The organism is Bradyrhizobium sp. MI1.3 (assembly GCF_055811695.1).
Genome location: NZ_JBVVPQ010000001.1, coordinates 218093 through 240770, shown reverse-complemented (window position 1 = coordinate 240770; position 22678 = coordinate 218093). Strand labels below are relative to the sequence as shown.

7 protein-coding genes are annotated in these 22678 nt (G+C 65.5%); 4 read left to right on the top strand and 3 right to left on the bottom strand.

The window, feature by feature from the left end; translation table 11 throughout:
* Positions 1–257: 257 nt before the first annotated feature.
* The 3 genes from AC0L3A_RS01000 to AC0L3A_RS00990 all read left to right on the top strand — a co-directional run bounded on the left by AC0L3A_RS01000 (position 258) and on the right by AC0L3A_RS00990 (position 19672).
* A complete protein-coding gene (locus tag AC0L3A_RS01000) occupies positions 258–1028 on the top strand; it encodes a hypothetical protein (protein ID WP_473253398.1) in 771 nt (256 codons plus the stop codon).
* 69 nt (positions 1029–1097) lie between these two features.
* Positions 1098–17966, top strand: coding sequence for a leukotoxin LktA family filamentous adhesin (locus tag AC0L3A_RS00995; protein WP_473253397.1), 16869 nt, complete (start codon positions 1098–1100; stop codon positions 17964–17966).
* Positions 17967–17977: 11 nt separating this feature from the next.
* Complete coding sequence (locus tag AC0L3A_RS00990; protein WP_473253396.1) at positions 17978–19672, top strand: ShlB/FhaC/HecB family hemolysin secretion/activation protein; 1695 nt, start codon at positions 17978–17980, stop codon at positions 19670–19672.
* Between the two features lie 18 nt (positions 19673–19690).
* Here AC0L3A_RS00990 and bluB read toward each other — a convergent pair whose 3' ends face one another.
* From bluB to cobU, 3 genes are read right to left on the bottom strand one after another with little or no spacing between them, the layout of a single operon-like run.
* Positions 19691–20323, bottom strand: coding sequence for a 5,6-dimethylbenzimidazole synthase (bluB, locus tag AC0L3A_RS00985; RefSeq protein ID WP_473253395.1), 633 nt, complete (start codon positions 20321–20323; stop codon positions 19691–19693).
* A 4-nt stretch (positions 20324–20327) separates the two neighbouring features.
* Positions 20328–21110, bottom strand: a complete 783-nt coding sequence (cobS, locus tag AC0L3A_RS00980) for an adenosylcobinamide-GDP ribazoletransferase (protein WP_473253394.1) — start codon at positions 21108–21110, stop codon at positions 20328–20330.
* Entirely contained in the window at positions 21107–21610 is a 504-nt protein-coding gene (cobU, locus tag AC0L3A_RS00975) for a bifunctional adenosylcobinamide kinase/adenosylcobinamide-phosphate guanylyltransferase (RefSeq protein ID WP_473253393.1), read from the bottom strand. Before cobU ends, cobS begins: the two co-directional genes overlap by 4 nt.
* Positions 21611–21732: 122 nt before the next feature.
* Between cobU and cbiB the strand changes: the two genes are divergently transcribed.
* The gene (cbiB, locus tag AC0L3A_RS00970; protein ID WP_473253392.1) at positions 21733–22671 is read left to right on the top strand and encodes an adenosylcobinamide-phosphate synthase CbiB; all 939 of its coding nucleotides are present in this window, start codon (positions 21733–21735) and stop codon (positions 22669–22671) included.
* The last annotated feature ends 7 nt before the right edge of the window (positions 22672–22678 follow it).

Below are 22678 nucleotides of genomic sequence, written 5' to 3'. Positions count from 1 at the left end.
TTAGCGCGAACGGCCGGCATCCACAATTGATGAAAAAATGCGTTTGTGACTGCTCATTCGCAGCGTTTGGCGGCCCGATACCGTATTCCTACGCCGCCAAAGAGTCGCTGTTTCGAACCTTGCCTCCTCCGTGACACCTTGTAACGCACCGCGGCGTTGCAACATTTTCCGTCTCGGTCGTGATGACGGTTCGGGGAGGCCGATTTCGTAGCTGCCGATTTTTGAAGCGTTGTTTCATATTTTTTCGAAGGTTTTCGATGCGCAAAATCTATCTCGTTCCGGCCCTCGTCGGCCTGCTCACCACCGTTGCAGCGGGACCCCTTGCGGCCCAGGGCGCCGTACCGAAGCAAAAAGCTGCGCCGGCACCGAAAGCCGCCGGTGCAGCTCCCGCAGCAGCCGGTACGCCGGTCGCCGCCGGCGCGACGTCGGCAGCCGCGGCCGAGACAGCGGCCCCGGACGACAAGTCCAAGGCGACCGATTCCAAGGCGATCGACGGCTTCCGCTCCGCCAAGTTCGGAATGAACGAGGCCGACGTGCGCGCGGCGATAGCCAAGGACTTCGGCGCAAAGCCCGACGCCGTCAGGGCGCAGGACAATGCGTCCGAGCTGACGCACAGTCTGCTCTATTCGGCGCCCGAACTGCTGCCGAACGGCGGCACCGCCGAGCTTTCCTACGTGTTCGGCTACAAGTCCAAATCTCTGATCCAGGTCGGCGCGGTCTGGTCGAAAGGCACCGACGCGACGATCACGCCGGAGAAGCTGTTCTCCAACGCCAACATCCTGCGCGCCCATTTCCTCAGCGAGGGCTTCAAGCCCGACTCCATCGCGGTCAACATGCCCGTCAACGGCGGCATCGTGATGTTCCGCGGCAGTGACGCCAAGGATCGCTCGGTCATCCTGCTTCTCCAGGGCACGTTCGAGAACAAGGACAACAACCAGCGAGTGCTGACGCCGACCAGCCTGCTGCTGTTCTACGTGGCCGACGCCAAGAGCCCCGACATCTTCAAGCTGCCGCCCGGCCAGTTCTGATGCCGCGCTGCCACGACATTCTCCCACCCGGTTGTGGATCGGCCCCAGTGCCGATGAAGAGGATCTGAAATGCGCCGACCATCTGCAAGGCGAGACAATGACGAGCTGACGCTGCGGGGGCTTGCGCGCTTCCGTTCGATGTCACTGCTCTGCGCGATGCAGATGGTCTTCCTGCCGGTGTTCAGCGTTCGCCTGCAGGCGCAGCCGGCGAACGTGATCACGCCGGACGGCCGCACCGGGACCAGCCTTCAGACGTCCGGCAGCGTCACCAACGTCACGACGTCGACCGTCTCCGGCACCAGTGCCTTCAACTCGTTCTCGCAGTTCAGTGTCGGGAAGGGCAACACCGTCAATCTGCAACTGCCGACCGGTACGCAAAATCTCGTCAACATCGTTCGCGACGCTCCGGTCTACGTCAACGGCACGCTGAACTCCTACATGAACGGCGCGATCGGCGGTAACGTCTATTTCGCCGATCCCAAGGGCTTCGTGGTCGGCCGCAGCGGCACGGTCAATGTCGGCAGCCTCAACGTCTCGACGCCGACGCGCGAGTTCACCGACAGTCTGATCGGCGTGCAGGGGCAGATCAACGGTTCGGCCGTCGCCAATCTGATGGCGGGGTCGTTCCCGGTCTCGCCGGACGGCAACATCCGGATCTACGGCCGGGTCAATGCCATCGACGGCGTGCGCCTGACCGGGCAGAACGTCCTTGTCGGTGGTGCCAGCCAGCGCGACATTGCCAATCTCGATCACGCCGCGAAGTTCGCAGCCTCGGTCAATTCCAAGGGGCTGCGCAGCGCCGCCGCGATTTCCGTGCGCAATGGCTCCATTCACATCGGCGCCGTCAACAACGCCAGCGTGAACGGACGGCTGACCGCGCGCAGCAAGACCACGACGCCGAGCAACATCACCGTCGTGGCCGGCAACCAAGCCGAACTCGGCAAGAATGCGCGGTTGAGCACGGCGAGCAGGACTGCGGATGCCGGCGGCGTCCTTGTCAAGGCCGGCAACGACGTGACCGTGAAGAGCGGCGCGAAGATCAATGCCAGCTCGAAAACCGGCAATGCGGGCCTGGTCGAGCTGAGCGGAAACGGCGTCATCGACGTCGGCAGCGGCGTTACGATCAATCTCGCCGCCCCCAACGGCCGGGCCGGGACGCTGCTGATCGACCCGACCGATGTGGTGATCGGCGACGCCAGCCAGGGCGACGTCGGCGTAACCCTCGGGAACACGTCCGTCGCCAACGCCATCGCGGCGCTCAGCGCTGGTGGCACCTATCTGGTTCAGGCCGACAATTCGGTCACGCTGGCCGCGCATGCGGTGATCGATGCCCGCAACCTCGACGCCACCAAGACTCATTCCGTCGGCAACGCCATCAACGTCGAAATCAACGCGCCGACCATCAGCATCGTCAACGGAGCGCAGATCCTCGCCCAGGCGATCAATACTGGTGGAACGACCTACACCAGCGGCAGTGTCACGCTTGCAGCCACGGCGAGCCAGACCCTGATGTCTGGCCACGCCCATGCGACCACGGGCGTCACCGTTGACGGCACGATCACCGGCGGCGCGATCTCGATTAGCGCGAGCTCCACGGCGGTGGCGAGCTTCACGAGCTCACTCGCTTCGACCTTCGCGCTTGTCGGCGAGTCGGTCCCTGGCATGATCCTGGGCCTCAACGGAGGCTATGTCGCGGCGAGCGCAACCGCGACCGTGAACATCAACGGCCATGCCAATATCTCCGGCAGCGGCAACGTCTCGATCAGCGCGTACGGGTCGGAGAGGGCCGAGGATCCCGTTATCGCCTCGTCGCTCCTCGGCGTATCGCCGGTCGGCGCTGCGGTCGTGGTCGGGAACATCGCCGGCAACGTCACCACCAACGTAGCAAGCAATGCGACGATCAGCGCAGGTGGTAGCCTCGGCATCAAGGCCACCAACGATGCCACGATGAACGTCACGGCCGTATCGCTGACCTCGAGCGCGGTTCTCGTGGCGACGGTGGCCTATTCGACGGCGTCGGTGACGACCACGGCAAACGTCGCGACCGGCGCCCACCTGAGCGTCGGCACCGCGAGCGGATCGACCGGTGGATTCGCGCTGCGCGCGCTGAATAACAACAGCTTCTCGACGTCCGCGACCTCCGTGGGGCTGGATAATCCGGCCCTGAACGGCGGCGTCGGCGGTGCCGTCGCGATCAGCAACGTCAACACCTCGGCGACCGCGACCCTCGGGTCGTCGCTGGGGTCCAGCACGTCGAACCGGATGAACGGCTCGGTGACGGTCGAGGCGACCTCGAACACGACGTCGAATTCGACGATGTCCTCGACCATCACAGGTACGCCGGCTTTGATCGCCGGACTCCAGGGTGCCCTGGTCGTGGGCACGATGAATCCCAACCTGTTCTCCCAGCAGTTCAGCACGCTTTTCACCGCGGATCTGAACCTGAAGGCGGCGGCGGCCTTGACCATCGCGCGCAGCACGGAGAGCGCGACGGCGGCGATTGCGCAGAATCCGAGCGGCGGCGCGCCGTCGATCTATACGTCGGGCAACGTCGCCGTCATCAGCAACGTGATCGACGTGGGCGTGCGCAGCATTGCGACGGCCTCGGCGATCAGCTCGAGCCCGGTCGATGGTCAGTCGACGGCCGTTGCCGCAGCGGTCGCGTGGGGCGATTTCACGCACAATTCGAACGCCTATATCGGCGGCGGGACCCTGATCAATGCGCCGGAGATCGGCGTCTCGGCAAACACCTATATGCCGATCACCAACACCTGGTTGCAATGGGCCTCGCTGACGGATGTGCTGAGGCATCTCAACGGCAATCTCGGCGTCGGCGGCAGCATCTTGACCAGCTACGCCAACTCGACCGCGGACGCCGGCGACACCGTCGGCATCGCAGGGTCGTTGAACAATTTCATGGTTCACAACAACACCACGGCCTGGGCCGCGACCGGTGCCAGCCTGACGTCGACCTGCACGGTTGCGAGTTGCGGCAGCGGCGCGTGGACGGCTGCGCTGGACAGCGGGGCGACGCAGGCCTTCGACGCGACGCTCGCCATCGCGGCGACGGCCTATTCGGCCTCGATCGACGCTGCGGGCAATGTCGGCACGCTCGGCTTCCTTCCCGGCAACACCTCGGGTGGCTCGTCGCTGGGCGGCGCGCTCAATCTGGTCCAGTTCTGGAACAATACCATCGCCGGCGTGGCGTCCGGCGCTTCGCTCGGCGCGACCGACAACGTCTCCATCACGGCATCGACCACCGACCAGTTCTTCGGCGTTGCGCCGACATCCGGGAAGGCGGCCGGCGCCCTGGCGCTGAACGGCATCACGTCCATCGCGCTCGTGAACAACACGACGCATGCCTCGATAGGCATCGGCGCGACGGTGTCGGCTCCGACGGTGAATGTGCTCGCCCAGCAGGATCTGTCGATGCTGTCGGTTGCCGGCGCGGTGTCAGCCGGCGGCAACTCCGCCGTCGGCCTCGCCGTCGCCTATCTCGGCGCGACCACCGACACCGCCGCCTATGTCGGTGACAATCACAGCGACATCCGCCCGGGCCCGTTCAGTTCGGACGATCCGTTCTCGGGAACTGGCAGCGGTAACGGGTCGGTCACGGCCGACCATCTGGCGATTTCCGCGACGACGGCGGGCCGGATCACCGCGGCGTCGATTGCGGCTGCGATCTCGGAACCTTCGGTTTCGGACTTCGGCACCAAGGCCGGTGCCGTCGGCGCAGCCGCGACCGGCGGAGCGGGCGGGATTTCAACCGCGCTGGCCAAGGTTGGCTCGTCGTCGGGCGCCTCCAGCAGCGGCTTCACGATCGATCTTGCCGGCAGCTCCTCCATCAGCGATGTGAGCCTTGGCACGACCGCCTCGATCACCGGCGTCACGATCAACCGCTACTCGCCGAGCCCAACGGCCACCTTGTTGGTCCAGGCGCTCAACGACACCATTCTCAACAACGGCTCGGGCGGCGCCGCCGCCAATCTGGGAGGCAGCGCCGGCTCGACGAGCGTGGCCGTCGACGGCACCATCGCCGCGGCGATCTCGAACAATGTGACCAAAGCGTTCATCTCCAACTCCACGGTCAACAACCAGCAGTCCGTGACCGTGCAGGCATTGAACGGCGGATCGGAAACCGTCGTGGCGATCGGCCTTGCCGCGTCAACGCGGTCCAACGCCGCCTCGATCGCGCTGTCCGTCGGCATGATCACCGACAGTGCGCAGGCCTATATCGAAAATTCGACGATCGCCGGCGGAAGCACAGGCGTCCTGCGGGCTCTCGAGGTCGATGCTTACCAGACCAGCAACATCGCGGTCGGCGGCGGTTCGCTCTATATTTCCGGCGGACAGGGCGGCTTCGGCGTCGCCATGACGTATGCTTCGATCGGCGATCCCTCCGGCGGCAACGCGACCGACGCGCACATCAAGTCCACGTCGATCAGCAATTACGACTCGCTTCTGGTGCTCGCCGACAATGCCAGCATCATCGCGGCCGGTGCCGCGTCGGCCGGGGCAGGGTCGAACGGCCTGTCGGGTTCCATCGTCGTCGACGAAATCACGTCCACGACCACGGCCTATATCAGCAGCAACTCGACGGTGAACATCAACGTCGGGCGCGTGACGGTGCTGGCGGACAGCGGCGCTGTGTCGGACCTCGATACGGCGCTCGGGAATCTCGTCAAGAAGTCGAACAACAATCATCTCGCGTCGGACACGTGCACGGCCGCCGCCGGCAACGGCACGGCGAATTGCATAGATTTTGGCGCGGCGGCGCTCAACGACGGCACGGCGAACGGTCCGGGCGCCAGCATCATCTCCGTTGCGGGCATTATCCAGGCCGGCAAGAACAATGTCGGCGCCTCCATGGTGTACGATACCATCGCGACGACGCATTCGGCCTATATCGCCAACGTCCGGATGTCGACGATCGGCAGCGTTAGTGTGAATGCGGTCGACACCACGAAGATCCAGTCGGTCACGATTGGCTTCGGCCTGGCGACCGGTCAGTTTGCCGGCGTCGGCGGCATGACAATCAGCTCGATCGCCAATAATGTTTCGGCGGCAATCGGCAACAACCAGTCCGACACGACGCAATCGACCGTGACGGCCTCCAACATCTCCGTCACCGCGACCGACAATTCCAGCATCACCGGCGCCGCCGCCGTCGCTGGCGCCTCGACGCAAGGCAGCGCCGCGGGCCTGGCCCTCGTCTACAGCAGCATCGCCAACAATGTCAGTGCCGGCGTCACCGGCTCCAAGCTGACCGCCTCCGGCAATGTCGTCGTCAACGCGAACTCGAATGCCGATATCTCGACGGTTGCCGTCGGTATTGCGATTTCCTCGCAGATCGGCCTTGCCGGTTCGGTCGCCACCAATCTGATGGGAACCAACGTCACCGCCAGCATCGCCGGCGGAGCCGACATCACTGCGAACGACAACGTTGCCGTGATTGCTGGCAATAATGACAAAGCGGGCGTTTTCGCCGGCGCCGTGTCCATCAGCAAGGGCGCGGCAGGCGGCGCGGGCTCGATGGTCACGAACAAGATCACCGGCACCACCGCGGCCTATATCAGCGGGACGACAACCAAAGTGGATGCGCGCGGAACCAGCACGAGCGACGTGCTTTCCGTCAACAGCGGCACGCTCGCGCACGCGATCGATCTCGGCGGCTTCAGCGCGCCCACCGACACCACGCCCGATCTGAGCGAGACCCAGGAGAGTGTGCGCGGCCTCGCCGTCGTCGCCAGCTCGCACCAGGCCGTCGTCACCAACGTCGCCACCCTGTCCGCGGGATCGGGCATCTCCATCATGATCAATCCGATCACCAATGTGATGAGCGGATCCACCAGGGCCTATATCGACGGCGCGGCGATCGACACGCGGCTGGCAAGTTCGACGCTGGACCCGCAGATCGATGTGGCCGCCAGCAGCTTCTCCTATTCGGGCGCGTTCGGCGCCGGCGTGGTGCCGCCAACCGGGAGCGGGGGCGGCGGTGCGACCATTCTCAGCACGACGATGTCGCGCGACACCGAGGCCTATATCACCAATGCGACCGTTGGTGGCGTGCAGTCGGCGAGCGCAACGGTGGGCGCCGTCACCGTGAAGGCCAATGCCGAGCAGGACGCATCATCGATCGCGGTCGGTTTCGGCACCGGCTCGGTCGGGCTGAACGTCTTCGTCGCAACTACCGAGGCCTATGTCGACGGCGGCTCCCTCACGGCGTCGTCGCTCACGGTCAACGCCTACGACGCCACAGGTATCGCGTCGGCGAACGGCTCGGGCGCCTATGGCAGCCAGGCCGCGATCGGGGCGGCGTTCCTGGTTCAGGTCTCGGCGAACCGGACCGAAGCCTATGTCGGCGACGAGTTCCACTATCAGGGCAACGGCGCGGCACACACGACTGCGGTCAATCTGAGCGGCGCGCTCGACGTCGAGGCAACGACGAAGAACCGCTTCCAGGCCTATTCGATTGGCGGGGCACTCTCGACCGGCACGGCGGCAATCGCCGGCATGGCCAACATCGAGATTGCCAACAACACCACCATCGCCGGCGTCTACGACACCACGCTGCAGTCCCCCACTGGCGGTTCGGCTGGCGCGGTCACGATCAACGCCACCGAGGACGTGGCGATCAAGGAGATCGCCGGCGCGCTTTCGATTGCCGCCAGCGGGTCCGGCGTCGGCGTGGGCGCGGCGGCGAACGTGATCGTCTTCAAGAGCCAGACCATTGCGGAAAGCCGCAACAGCGACCTCAATTCGTCCGGCGCGATCAACGTCGGCGCGCTCAGCACCAAGGAGGTCCTGTCCTACGCGGTCACCGCCGGCATCGGCGGCAGCGTCGGCATCGGTGCGACCGTCGGCGTCATCATCATCGGCACCAACACCGCCGATCCGGATACGCAGGGCGAGCAGACCGGCCAGCTCAATCAGGGCAACAACGGCACCCTCGCATCAGTGAACGCGGGCACCAATTCCTCGCACGGCAGCGACGCGGTCGCGGGCGGCACCTCGGGCAATCCGAGCAACGCCAACGCAACCTCGACCTACGACGTCGGCACCGTCCTGACCGGCGGCAATGACGGCGTCACCGCCCAGATCGCGGGCGGCAATGTGACCGGCACGCAGGTCAACGTCGCCGCCACCAGCGCCAACGCGACCAAGATGTTCCTGCTCGGCGCGGGCTTTGCCAAGAACGTCGGCATCGGCGCCGGCATCGGTTACACCAGCGTCGACAGCAGCGTCCTCGCCAATCTGAGCGCGATCGTCTCCGCGCCGTCCGTCACGGTTGCGGCGCGGGTCAAGGACGCCGATACCGGACCTTATTCGGGCAAGACCGTCGACAGCGAGGCGATCGCCGGCGGTGCAGCGCTCTATTTCGGCGCGGATGCGGCCGTGGCGGTCGGCAACGTCGCCAATACCGTCACGGCCCAACTCGGCGGCTCCGTGACCGGAACGGGCGGCACCGGCGCGACTGGCGTCGCCGTGATGGCGATGGACAGCTCGACTCAGAGCGTGACCGCGGGCGGCGGCACCGGCGGCCTTGCAGCCATCGGGGTGTCGATCGCGACCACGGGACGGTCCAGTTCAGTCGCGGCAAAGGTGCTGTCGAGCGCGACGGTGAACAGCTCGACCCTTGCGGTTGGCGCCGCCGAGGCCGGCGCAATGTCCGCTTCCGCGACTGCGGTCGCCGGCGGTATCGTCGCCGGTGACGGCGCAGTTGCGACAGCGAAGGAAAATTCGACGGTCCTGGCAGAGATCGGTTCCAGCTCATCGATCACCACGTCGGCGACGGGCGCCGGCACGCTGGTGTCGGCATCGATCACGCCCAAGCTTTCGAGCAAGGCGATCGGTGTCGCGGTCGGCGGCGGCGCCATCGGCGTGTCCGTCGCGGAATCGATGGTGACGGCCACCGTCACGGCCGATGTCGGCGACAACACCACCTTCTCGGGCGGTGCGCTCGGTGTGACCGCCATGGCGCTGGTGCCGACCGGCGGCACGACGACTTACGCCTGGTCGCTCGCGGGCGGCGGCGGCTCGTTGATCGGTGCCCAGGGCAGCTATGCCAGGGCGTCCGAGAACGCGACGGTGAGTGCGTATGGCGGCATCGGGATCCATCTTCCCAATGCCGACGTGGTCATTGCCGCAGAGAACGACAGCAGCCAGTACGCCGAGTCGACTGGCCTCTCGACCGGGTTCCTCGCCATTGGCGCGACCGTCGCACAGGTCTCCTCGAGCGCCCACACCTACGCCTATCTCGGGGCCGGCGCGGTCACCGCCGCGTCCAACACGGGCGTTCTCCAGATCACCGCCACGGGCACGGATACCAACGTCGCCAGCGCGCTCGTCGGTGCGGGCGGCACCTATGCCGGCGCAGCAGCGGTTGCGACGACGGCCACCACCGCGGTCACCGACGCCATGCTCTATGGCGAGGCGACGGACAACACGCTTTATTTCGGCGGCCTCAACATCAAGGCCAAACATACGACGAATTATGCCGGCAGCGGTGATGCCTATCAGGCCTCTACGGCGGGCGCCTCCGGTGGCAGCGCGCAGAACGATGTCACGTCGGCGACCACCGCTGAAATCGGCACGCATCTGATCGTCAACTCGGCCGGCGGCGATATGGTTGTGATCGCCAACGACGTAGTCAACCAGGCTGGTGGCGGGGCGCGGTCTGGTTCCGGCGGCGTGTTTGCCGGCGCGGCGGCGCTCAGCAAGTCCAGGGTCACGCAGACCGTCACGACCAACATCGACGCCGGTACGATCCTGAGCCTTAATGCCGATCCGAGAACGACGACGGGCGCAATCAACATCGAGGCCTACAACACGCTGAGCACGACCGACACGGTCAATTTGAGCGCCGCGGGCCTGTTCGCCGGCGGCGGCGCCGAATCCGACATGACGGCAAACGCCACGCTCACGGTCAACATCCAGGCCAGAGAGCTGTTCAGCGCCGGCAACATCTATGTCGGCTCGGCGTCGCGGATGGCGGCAAACAATTACGCCAACGCCAGCCTCTATGGTGCGGTCGGCGGAGTCGGTGCCAGCACGAACGCATGGGTGCATGCAACGCAGAACGTCAATGTCGGCAGCAGCTCGACAGTGGAGGCCTGGGGCAAGATCAACATCGCCGCAGGCCTGGCCGGCGACGGCAGCGTCTACAGCAGCGTGGCCGCGAACGCGACGACGGTGGTCTACAACAACACGGTCGTTGCCATCTCGGGCCTCTATCGCGGCACCGCCAACGCCGACGACGACACCAGCCTGACGCTTGCCATCGGCTCGAAGGTGCTCGGCGCCAACGACATCTCGCTCACCGCGACGCCGGGCCAGGTCACGGCCTCCGGCCTCGGTAGCAACTACAATCCCTACCTGGAGATCTTCAGCGCCAAGAACAGCGACAACCACAGCAACGACAACAGCGGCGGGACCGGCAATGTCGCGCTCAACGGCCTCGTGGTGGCCGGCATCCACAATGACGAGACGATCACGATCGCGCTTGGCGCGAGCACGCCGACCCTGTCTACGACGAGCCCCTACGATCCGCTCTCGCTCGAATACGTCTCCGACGTCGATCATTTCAATCGGGTGATGAGCTGGAACCACCAGACGATCCAGTACACCATCGTGGGCGGCTTCAATCCTTACCAGACGATCGTCGCTCAACTCGCATCTCTGAGTGGCCTGACGTCGACGCAGGTCCAGACGGCGCTTTCCGCCACGCAGCCCTCGATCACGTTTGGCGGCACCGATCCGACCGGCGAGATCCAGCGCCAGATCAATACCCTGATCCAGCAGGCGCCGTTCGCTGCCAATGCATCCGGCAACGCCTTCGCGTTCGGCGATATAATGGTGTCGGCCGGCAACGTTTCGATCCTGGCGCAGAGGCTGTCCGGGGCAGGTGGCGCAGGTCTTGCCGCACCATCGGTGATCGCGCGCTCTTCGCCCATGATCAAGATTGAAAACCAGGGCCTCGATTTCGTAGCGCTGTCGAACCTCACGATCACCAACGTGACGGGGGGGCTGGTCACGCACCCGCAGGTCGACCCGGGGTCGTCGTCGAACGTGACTTTCACGTCGAACAACAGCGCGACGCCGATCATCGACATCTCGGCGGTCTATAACCGCAAGGATCCCAACACGGGTCTCGGTGTCGACCAGAACGGCAACACCCTGACGCGCACGCCCGACATCTACTTCGACGGCGTCGTCACCAACGAGAACGGCCTGCTCAAGATCACCAACAATCTCGGCAACGTCGTCGCATCGCAGACGTTCGATGCTGCGACAATCCAGATGGTGGTGCCGAACGGCTCCTTCACCTTCAATGGCGGCGTCGGCAGCATCTTCAGCTCCAACCACGACGTGGCCTCGCAATGGGCCAATACCGAGTACAAGCCGGCTGACAACGACACGCTGACGGCGGTGATGGCGGCGGCGACCTATCTCGGTGCCTATGGCGCCTACGACAGCGGCGTGCATATCGCTTCCGGCGGCAATCACCCGTATTCCTATTATTGCTGCGCCTCCGGCAGCGCGGGCGTCGCCGGTACGGCGAGCAACAGCACTGTCTTTACGGCGCGGCTGCTGGATCTCTATTACGACGGCCTTTCGCTCTATTCGGCGATCTTCCTGCCGATGGGTTCGGGTGCGCCGGGCAACGGCAACGAACATGCCGGCAGCACTCCCGACGCGTCAACGCTCGCGACGATCGAGGGGCCGACCAGGCAGACCATCAGCACCGCCCCATGGGAGGCAAGCACCTATGACGGCCAGGGCGTCTATAGCGGCTCCAGCCCGTTCAACTGCTCGCATTGCTCCGCCTACTTCCAGGTCATCAACATCCAGCCCGATGTGATCACGCCGAAGACGGCGAACACGGCGACCAACCCGCCGGCGAACGCGCCCTTCATCATCGGCAAGGCGATCATCCTGTCGGCATCGGTTCTCAACATCAACGGCACCATCCAAAGCGGCTCGAGCAGCAACTATTCGGTCAATATCGGCACCGGCGCGCTGAACGCCATCAACGCTCTGAAGGCCGACAGCTCGGCCTTTGCCCAGGCCCAGACCAACGCGCAGCACGGCAGCTATGTGGATTTGACGCAGTATCTGTCGAAGGTAAGTGGCAGCGACGTCCAGGTCGGCGCGAGGTACAATGCCGCCACCGACCAGATCCTCCTGAACGGCGTGGTGCAGGGGTCCGGCGGCTACGTCTACCTGAACGGCAAGATCATCTCGACCTCGACCGACGGCACGCCGCAGGGCAACATCATCGTCAACGGGGGCGCCGGCACGATCACGGTGAACAACACCACCGGCCTTCAACTCGTCACCAACACGATCAATACCGGCGTCAGCGCAGCCAGCGTGATCGAGATCGTCGATCAGCTCAAGGCGCAGACGACGTGGTACGTCTACGATCCTGCCGCCCCGGGCGGCCAGCAGGTGTCGACGTATCGAACCAACAGCGTCAATGCGAGCCAGTACGACGGCTCGATGCTTGCCGCGACAAGCGGCACGGCCGGCCTGCAGTACGCGCCGCAAGCCAACATGTACTACCAGTGGGTCGACACCGCGCGGCTGGATCGTTCGACGACGAGCACGCAGTTCGACTATGGCTGGCAATACACCTCGCGGGATCCCAACAGCGGTAGCTCCTTCGTCCGCACCACCAGCCTGGTCTCGGACGTGCAGCAGGTCGCCAACGGCGCCACCACGGGACAATTGCAGAGCACGAATTACCAGGAGGTCGTCACCGCGACCGGTTCGGCTCACGGCGGCGGCGGCAACACCCATTCCGACAAGTGCTGCGGCGCGGATGGACAGTACGATTGGTTCCAGGAGATCTTCGATCACCTGACGCTGACGCTGACCAACACCGTCAAGGCATCGAACCCCATCAACATCCAGTTCAACGGCGGCGGCGCCAGCACGGTCGCGGTCACGTCGAACTCCGGCATCGTCATCAACGGCCCCATCAACAACCTTCAGGGTGCGACCTCGGTCGTGGCCACGGGCGCCAGTTCGGCCATCACGGTCGGCGCGAACGCCAACAACCCGGTGATATCGGGCACCAGTGTGTCGCTGTCGGCGGCGGGCGGCATCGGCAGCATCGGTGCCGGCGGGGCGCCGGTCTCCGTGCAGGTCTATGGCGGCAGCCTCACCGCCAATTCGATCGACCACGATATTGCGATCGCGGCCGTGGGCTCGCTGTCGATCAACCAGGTCAAGGTGAACTCGACCGTGGCCGGCGACGCGCCGCAGGGCAGCGTCTTCATCTCGGCGACCGGCGACATCAACTCGGCGTCCGCCTACAGCGTCGCCAACCCTGTCGTCGTCGGCAAGAACATCGAGATCAGGTCCACCGGCGGTGCGATTGGCGCGGTGACCGGCGTCAGCAACGGCGCGACCGTCCTCACCAACATCAATCCGCTCGTGATCCAGGCGACCGGCACGACGCTGGTCGACGGCAGCGTCGATGGCGGCATGCTCAACAGCTATTCGACGACCGGAACCTACATCGTGCAGTCCAAGGGCGATCTGCGGCTCGGCACGGTCGAGTCGAAGAGCGGCCCGGTGTTCCTCGAGGCCGCGGCCTCCGATGGGGCGCAAGCCAGGATATTGAACGGCCTGTCGTCCGGCGGCCTCACGGCCGAGCAGAGCGCGCATCTGGCGGATGTCTGGACCAGCCTGGACCTCCTCAGCGGCAACGGCGCGACCGCAGCCGTCAACAGTTACCAGACCATGGTCACGGCGGCCTACAACGACTACTTCCAGCTCAAGAACGTCGCCTTCGCGAACGGCAACACCTATAGCCCGACCTCGGTGGGCCTGACCGTGCTGCGGGCGCAGGTAGCCGCCAAGCTCGGCATCGATCCTTCCGCGGTCTCGACGACGGACATGCAGAATGAGGCCACGACGCGCTTGCTGAAGGACCAGTTCCTGCTCGGCATGATCGACACGGTTCAGGTCAAGGCCTCGCTGACCACATTGCTCGGCACCGCGCCCTCTGACCCTCTGGCGACGCTGTTCGGCAGCACGCTCTCGTCGAACCTGTTCACCAGATTGTTCGACGGCGTGGCAACTGGCCATCAGCTTATGCCGACCAACACGGCCCTGCAGACGGCGCTTGCGACCTACAGTTCGAACTATGCCTATACGCTCGCTCCGACCGAAAAGCTCTACGGGATGATCACAGCGGGCTCGCAATGGACTCAGAGCCAGCTCGCCTACACCGTCTCTTCCTCAGCGGTCGGTGCACCGCCACCGCCGATCAGCGAGGATGTCGCGGCCAACATCAAGGCCAGCCAGGTCATGCTGTACACACCGAACGGTTCGGTCGGCCAGCTCGCGGCGCCTCAGACGTTCACGTTCACGAGTGTCAATGCCTCGTCGCTGACGTCCGCCCAGAAGGGACTGCTCGCCTCGGCCGGTCCCGGACAGCTCGTCGTCAACTCCTCGACCGACTCGACGACCGGCGTCGTGACCTACAACGTCACGCTGTCGCAACAGAGCCTCGTCATTCTGGACAATCCAACCGCGGTCACCGCCAAGGCGCTGTCGGAGGTCTATCTCGGCAGCAAGAACAGCCTCGTGCTCGGCGGCATTGCGGCCGCGAGTTACGGTCCGATCGCTGCCGCGCAGGCCGGCGGCATCCAGGTGACCGGCAGGGGTGACGTCAAGCTCGATGCGGTGGGCAGCATCTCCGCGGGCGTGAGCGGGGTTCCTGTGATCTCCGGCGACATTCCCAACCTCTCCCTGATCGCCGAGCACGGCAACATCGGCAGCGCTGGCGCGGCCGGAGCCGACCCGGCGGCCAACGCGAACGCGATCCAGATCGCCTTCGCGAGCCCGACCAGCGATCATCTTGATCAGGTGTCGTCCGGACTGGGCGTCTATGTGAAGCAGACCACCGGCGACCTGGTCCTCGGCAACGTCTCAGCGACCGGCGCCATCCAGTTGGCCGCGACAGGCAGCATCTATGCCGAGGCTGGAACCAACTTCGCCGATCGCACGGCGGTGCATATCGTCGGCACGGATCTCGATCTGCGCGCCGGCGGCGATATCAGCTTCGACGGCGCGACGTTCCAGCCGCTTCAGGTGCAGCTCTCCGGCGCGCTCACAGGCTCCGCGGTCGGCGACCTCAGCATCCTGGTCGTGGCGCACGATCTCGCGGTGGGTGCGACCGGCACCTACGGCGCGCTGACTGCGGGCGGGACACTGACGCTGAACGTGCCGCACGGCGCGATCAGCATCAATGCCGATGTCACCAGCGTTGGCCTGATGCAGCTGCTCGCAAACGGCGCTGTGACTTTCGCCGATGGCACCAGCGCGGCGCCGGTGGTGGCCAGCAGCTCCTCGGACGGGGTGACGCTGGCTTCCGCCTCACTGTCGATGGGCGCCTATTCGGCCATCAACGCGGCCGGCGTGATCTCAGTGATCACCACGGGCAACGCGACGATCGGCCAGCTCAACTCGTCGCTGTCCTATGCGGCGGCCTCGAACGCGCCGTCGATCGTCGTTACCGCCGGCGGCGTCGCTTCGCCCGGAGCGATCATCGACAACGGCGACGGTCAAACGAAGATCGTGGCGTCCGGCTCAGGGGCAGAAGTCTCGCTAGACGCATCGAACGGCATCGGCAGTGCGGCGGCCCGCCTCATCCTCAGCGCGGCTCGGCTTTCGGCGAGCACGAGCGCCGGTGGCATCTACCTGAAGGCTCTCACCGACACCGAGGCAAGCCTGTTGTCCGCAGTGAAGGGTGGCGTGGATCTGGTTGGTTCAGGCGGCTTGACGCTCGACCAAGTACTGGCGGGCACGGCCACGGGTGCGAGCGGCAGCTTCAGCGCCGTCGCGAACAATGGCAGCATTGTCATCGGCACGGCCGACAGCAGCGGCTCGCAAACGGTCCACGCCAGCCAGAACGTGACGTTCAAGTCGCTGGTTACGACCGGCTACAGCGGTGATGTCGGTAACATCAACGTCACGGCCGACAACGGCTTCATCCTGGCGCAGACGGTGATGTCGGGCGGCGTGACGACGCTCGGCTCGGTTTCGGCCCATGGCGGGGCGACACTGGTTGCAGCCTCGACCATCACCGGCAACACGCTCGCCGCCAGCACCGGAGCGGGCCTGTTGAGCGCCGGCGGGCCGATCAACTGGAACGTCCTCAACGTCGGCACGACGCTCAACGCGACCGCGGGCCAAGGCAGCATAGGCTTCAAGATCGCGCAGAGCGGCGGCACACAGACCATCCACGCCCACGACAACGTCAGCTTCGACGCGCTCACGTCCACCGGCTACAGCGGCGATGCCGGCAGCATCAACGTCAATGCAGACAACGGCTTCATCCTGGCGCAGACGGTGATGTCGGGCGGCGTGACGACGCTCGGCTCGGTCTCCGCCCATGGCGGGGCGACGCTGGTCGCAACCTCGACCATCACCGGCAACACGCTCGCCGCCGCCACCGGAGCGGGCCTGCTGACCGCCGGCGGCGCGATCAACTGGAACGTTCTCAACGTCGGCACGACGCTCGACGCGACCGCGGGCCAGGGCAGCATCGGCTTCAAGACCGCGCAGAGCGGCGGCACACAGACCATCCGCGCCCACGACAACGTCAGCTTCAACGCGCTCACGTCCACCGGTATCAACGGCGACGCCGGCAGCATCAACGTCGATGCGGACAACGGCTTCATCCTGGCGCAGACGGTGATGTCGGGCGGTGTGACGACGCTCGGCTCGGTCTCCGCCAACGGCTCGGCCAGGCTGATCGCGGCGGGCACCAACACCGGTCATAACCTCACGGCCACGACCGGCAGCGCTGTCTTGAGCGGCACTGTCGTTCGTTGGGATAATCTCACGGCCGGCGGCACGCTCGACGTCACCGCGACTGTCGGGGGAATCACTCTCGGCACCGCGATCAGCGGCGGCACACAGACCCTGCATGCCGTCAACGACATCGTCTTCAACCAGCTCACCACGGCGGGTATCCCGGGTGATGCCGGCGATATCGACCTGCGCTCCGATGCCGGTTCGATCCGGGGCGGATCGATCTTCGCCAACGGCGACACGCACTTCGCTTCGGCGGGCTCGGTCTCGCTCGACCGGATCAGGGGCAACACGGTCAAGCTGTCCTCGCCGGGTGACCTGACGATCGGTTTCGTCAGCGTGGTGAGGGAGCTCGACCTTGCGGCGGATACGATCAAGGTCAATGGCGAGCAGATCCGCTCGACGCCGCAGGTCCCGCTGATCATGAACGTGACCGGCTACAACGGCGGCACCGCGACCTCGGCCAACGTCTCGATCGATCCGGACGGCATCATCATCAACCAGTTCAGGGTGGTGGATGCGAACTTCTGGACCGACGCCCACGCCGTGGCGATCCTGAACGGCTATGTCCCGGGTCAGCTCATGCTGACGACGGCAACCCAGCAGGTGCTGCTCAACAACCGTACGCCGGCGCCGTCCAACTGGCCGTCGCTCCAGCTCTACCAGCCGGGTGGCGTGTTCACGATGAGCCAGGTTGGGAACGCCAATGTCAGCAACACCTATGTGGTGTTCTACACCGGCGGCGTCTCCGCGACCGTCACCAATTACGGGCCGACCCACACCTGCTGCAACGACTTCACCGGCGCCAGCATGATCCGCAACATCTCCGTCGACGGCGAGGGCAACGAGAACATCGAGACCTGGCTCGCGAAGAAGGACGGGGGGACGTTCTACCTGCTCGGTCTCTCCGGCAAGGCGCGGCTCGATGCGCTGCTGACGCCGCGACCGGTCGAAACCATCGGGGCCGGACCCGCCGTCAACATCGAGGGATTGAGCGACATGCGCAAGCTGCGCCGGCAGGGTCAGCGCGTGGGACGCACCGGCTGGAAGGACGCGGCGATCGGGGCGGCGAAGCCGGCCATTGGCCGTCTCGCACAGGCATGGTAACGGGACCAGGGATGCGGATTCTGGGGGCAGCGTTAGGGCTTGGGCTGGCAGCGTCGTGCATCGTCCCCGCGCGGGCGCAGATTCCGTCGATCAATCCCGGCGTGATCCAGAACGACGTCGACCGGCAACGCCGGCAGCTCGAACAGCAGAGCGCGCCGCCCAAGCTCAACGGGCCGGCGGTGATTGGCGGCGAGCGGGAGAAGTCCCAGCTCCTGAAGCCGGGCGGGCCGAAATTCCGCCTGCACAAGGTCGAGTTCGACGCCTCCAAGTTCATTACGCCAGCCGAGCTCGACGAGATCGCGAAGAAGTACGTCGGCAAGAACGTCGACATCGCTTCGCTGTTGCAGCTCGTCGCCGACATCAACGCCATCTATACCGAGCGCGGCATCGTCACGGGCATAGCGACGCTGCCCGAGCAGGATGCCAAGGGCGGCATCGTCCGCGTCAAGCTGACCGAAGGCCGGCTCCAGAAGACGACCATCGAGGGCAACAAGCAGACCCGCCCCGACTACATCCTTCAGCGCGTGAAGGAGCCCGAAGGCGAGGTGCTCGACGTTCCGAAACTCAATCGCGACGTGATCTGGTTCAACCGGACCAACGACGTGCAGATCAAGGCGCTGCTGCAGCCCGGCACGAGCTTCGGCCTGACCGATCTCCAGTTCGCCGTGATCGAACCGCCGGTCGACACCTTGCAGCTCTTCACCGACAACCAGGGCGCGGAGAATACCGGGCGTTGGGAGGGTGGGGCCTTCTACAAGCGCCACGGCCTGTTCGGCGTCGACGACCGCCTGACATTCTACGGCGTCCGTTCCGACGGCAATCTCAACGGCAACGTCGCCTACAGCATCCCGGTCAATCCCTGGGGCGGCCGCGCCGGTGTCAGCTATACCGAAGGCAAGATCAAGATCATTCAGGGACCGTTCGTCGCGCTCGACGTCACCGGACGCTCGAGCCAGGCCGCGGTCAATTTCAGCCAGCCGGTCTGGGTGACGCAGAACTGGCTGGTGCTGCTCAACGCCGCGGAGACCGAGGGCAAGACTGTCAGCCGCTTCGCAACGGTCGCCGTGACCCAGGATCATTACGACAAGGCCACGGCCGGCCTCTCGGTGACCAATTCGGGCAATACCTATTCGATCACGGTTTCGCCTGCGGTGAACTACATCGCATGGCAAGACCACGTGCTCGGCAACAACCGCGCGTTCAACACCTATACCGGCTCGATGTTCGCGACCAGCGCTGCGGGGCCTGCAAATTTCAGCACCAACGTGCTGGCGAGCTGGCAGTACACACAGGAAAAGCTGCTGCCGGGCGACCAGATCTTCTCGATCGGCGGTCCCACCACCGTGCGCGGTTATCCCTCCAACTCGGCCTCCGGCGACAGCGGCTACTATTTCAACGCCGAGCTGCACTACAACTGGTCGCAATGGCTCAGGGGTTTCGACACTTACATCTTCACCGACTGGGGGGCGGTGTACTCGACGTTTCCGGGAATCACCGAACTGGGCTCGGTCGGCGTCGGCTTCTCCTGGACCTACGCCTCGTTCATGACGTTCGAGGCGAATTACGCGACGCCGCTGAAGATGGCGGTCTCGACCCAGCACCACTACGAGGCCTATGGCCGCGTCATTCTCCGGCCGTTGTTGATGTTCCAGAAGCAGGAAAGCCCCGCGCCGATTGCGGCGGTTGCCGGCAGGAGCAGGTCGTAGGGCGTATGGGGCACGCGCTTAACGCCGCAGTGTGAATTCTTCCGCGCCGCGCCGCTGCTCCCACTTCGCCTGTTCCAGCTCGGGCCGGTCGCATTCGACTTCCGGATAACCGATGCAGAGATAGGCGATGAATTTCCAGGTGTCCGGCACGTCAAGAATGGCGTGGATGCGATCCGGATGGAGGATCGATACCCAGCCAAGCCCGATGCCCTCGGCGCGCGCGGCCAGCCACATCGCGGTGATCGCCGCGACCACCGAATATTCCGTCGTCTCCGGCATCGTCGCGCGGCCGAGGCCGTGACCGATGTCGCTGGCCTTGTCGGCGAACACGGCGAGGTGGCCCGGGGCTTGTTCGAGACCCGAGAGTTTCAGCGTGGCATAGCGCGCCGCGCGCTCACTGGCATAGGCATTCAGTGCGTCGGCGTTGCACGCTTTGAAGTCGTCGACCACGGCACGACGCCGTGCGGCGTCATCGACGATGACGAAGCGCCAGGGCTGGCTGAGGCCGACCGAGGGTGAGAGACAGGCCATCTCGATCAGGCGATCGATGGCGCCGTCAGGCAACTGATCGGCGCGAAAGCGGCGCACGTCGCGGCGCCACACGAACAGCTCGCGCAAGTGCTGGCGAAAGGCGTCGTCGAATTCGACCATCGCGTCACCCTCCGATCTGGAAAGCTGCGGCAACCAGCAGGACCAGAATCTCGCCCGTCTGCTCGAACGCGCCGAGGATGTCGCCGGTCTGCCCGCCGATCTGGCGGATGGCAAGTCGCGCCAGCATCAGCCCGGCGAGGGAGAGCAGGATCAGGCTCACCAGCGCCTTGCCGGGCCCAAGCGCGAGCGTGAGCGTGAGGATTCCAACAGCGAATGCGATCGCAACGCTGCGGCCCGGCGGTGATCCGGCGCTCGCCGACAAGCCGTCAGGTCGTGCAGGTGCGACCTGCGACATGAACGCCGGCAAGCCCGCGCGGGCCGCAGTATGCGCAGCGCACAGCGCGAGCGCGACGGCCCACGGATTGGCGATCGCCGCGAGCGCGCTCCAGCGCAGGCCGAACGACAGGATCAGCGCGCAGGCGCCATAGGTGCCGATCCGGCTGTCGCGCATGATCTCGAGCTTGCGCTCGCGCGTGCGGCCGCCGCCGAGCCCGTCGGCCGTGTCGGCAAGGCCGTCCTCGTGCAGCGCGCCGGTGATAAGGGCGGTCGCGGCCAGCGCGAGCAGGGCGGCAAGGTTCGGTGTCAGACCGAACCGGCTCGCGACCTTGTAGACCAGGGCGCCGGCAAGGCCGACCAGCAGTCCCGCCACGGGCAGCGCCCAGGTCGCGCGCGCGACGGCGCCGTCAGCGGCGGGCTTCGACGATGCCACGGGGAGGATCGTCACGAACGATGCCGCGATCCTGAAATCGGCGATGACGTCCTGAAAGAATTCGGCGCGCGGCATCATTTTAATTTCATCGGCAGGCCGGCGACGACGAACTCGGCCTCGTCGGCAACGGCCGCGATGGCCTGGTTCATGAACCCGGCGGCGTCGCGGAAGCTCCGCGCCAGCGCATTGTCGGGGACGATGCCGAGGCCGACCTCGTTGGTCACGAGAACGACGGGGCTTTTCAGCCGGGGCAGGGCACCGGCAAGCTCCTTGATCTCGCGTTCCCAGTCGCGCTCCGTATGCATGAGGTTAGAGAGCCACAGCGTCAGGCAATCGACGAGCCGCGCGCCGCCGCCGTCGCTTGCGACCAGCGCGGGAACGAGATCGAGCGGCACTTCGCGTTCGATCCAGTCTGTTCCGCGGCGCGCGCGATGCCCGGCAATGCGCGCCTCCATTTCGGCATCGAGAGCCTCGGCCGTCGCGACATAGACCGGCTGCCCAGGAAAGGCGCGCGTGCGCATTTCCGCACGCTTGCTCTTGCCCGATCGCGCTCCGCCCGTGATCAAGATGACGGCCATAAAGGTCTCCTGTAGCCCAGCACTAATCACCAAACGCAGCCAAAAACAAAGCCGAAATCCGCCAGCCGGGGGCTTGCGCTCTGGTCGTGGTTTGCGCAACAGGGGCAGGACAGGAGACGGGTGTGGGTTTTGCGGGTGCGATGGCGGTGGCGATGGCGGTGGATGCCCTGTTGGGCTGGCCGTCGTGGTTGTTCGCGCGGATCGGCCATCCCGTCACCTGGCTGGGCCGGCTGATCTCTGCCATCGACACCGCCTGGAATCGATCGTCTGATCCGCCGGCGTTTCGCCGCGCCGCCGGTCTTGCCGGAACGCTCGCGGTGATCGGGCTCGCCGTTGCGCTCGGCTGGGCGCTTCAGTCCCTGCTTCCCTTGGAGATCCAGGTCGTGCTGGTCGGCGTCCTGGCTTGGCCGCTGGTCGCCCTGCGTTCGCTGCACGCCCACGTTGCTGCCGTCGCAAATCCCATGCGGGCCGGTGACATCGCCGCCGCACGCGAGGCGGTCTCGCGCATCGTTGGCCGCGATCCCCTGACGCTCGACGAGGCCGGGATCGCGCGCGCGGCGATCGAGAGCCTCGCCGAAAATGCGTCCGACGGGATCGTCGCACCCGTGTTCTGGGGCGCGCTGTTCGGTCTTCCCGGCATTTTGGGTTACAAAGCGATCAACACGCTGGACTCCATGATCGGCCATCGCTCCGAACGCCACGAAGCTTTCGGCTGGGCCGCGGCGCGCATCGACGACGTCGCCAATTTCGTTCCGGCGCGGCTGACCGGATTTCTGTTCGTGCTGTTGGCGCCACGGCGATCAGAGGCGCTGTCCTGCATGACGCGGGATGCACGCCGTCACCGTTCGCCCAATGCCGGCTGGCCGGAAGCAGCGATGGCGGGTGCGCTTGGTGTGCGGCTCAGCGGTCCGCGGATCTATCACGGCAGCACCACGAACGAGCCATGGCTGAATGAAGGTGCGCGCGATCCGCTTGCCGCCGACATCGATCGGGGATTGACGGTCTACCGCCGCGCCATGCTGCTGCTCGCCGGCCTCCTTGCGATCCTGGCCTTCGCGTGAAAGAACA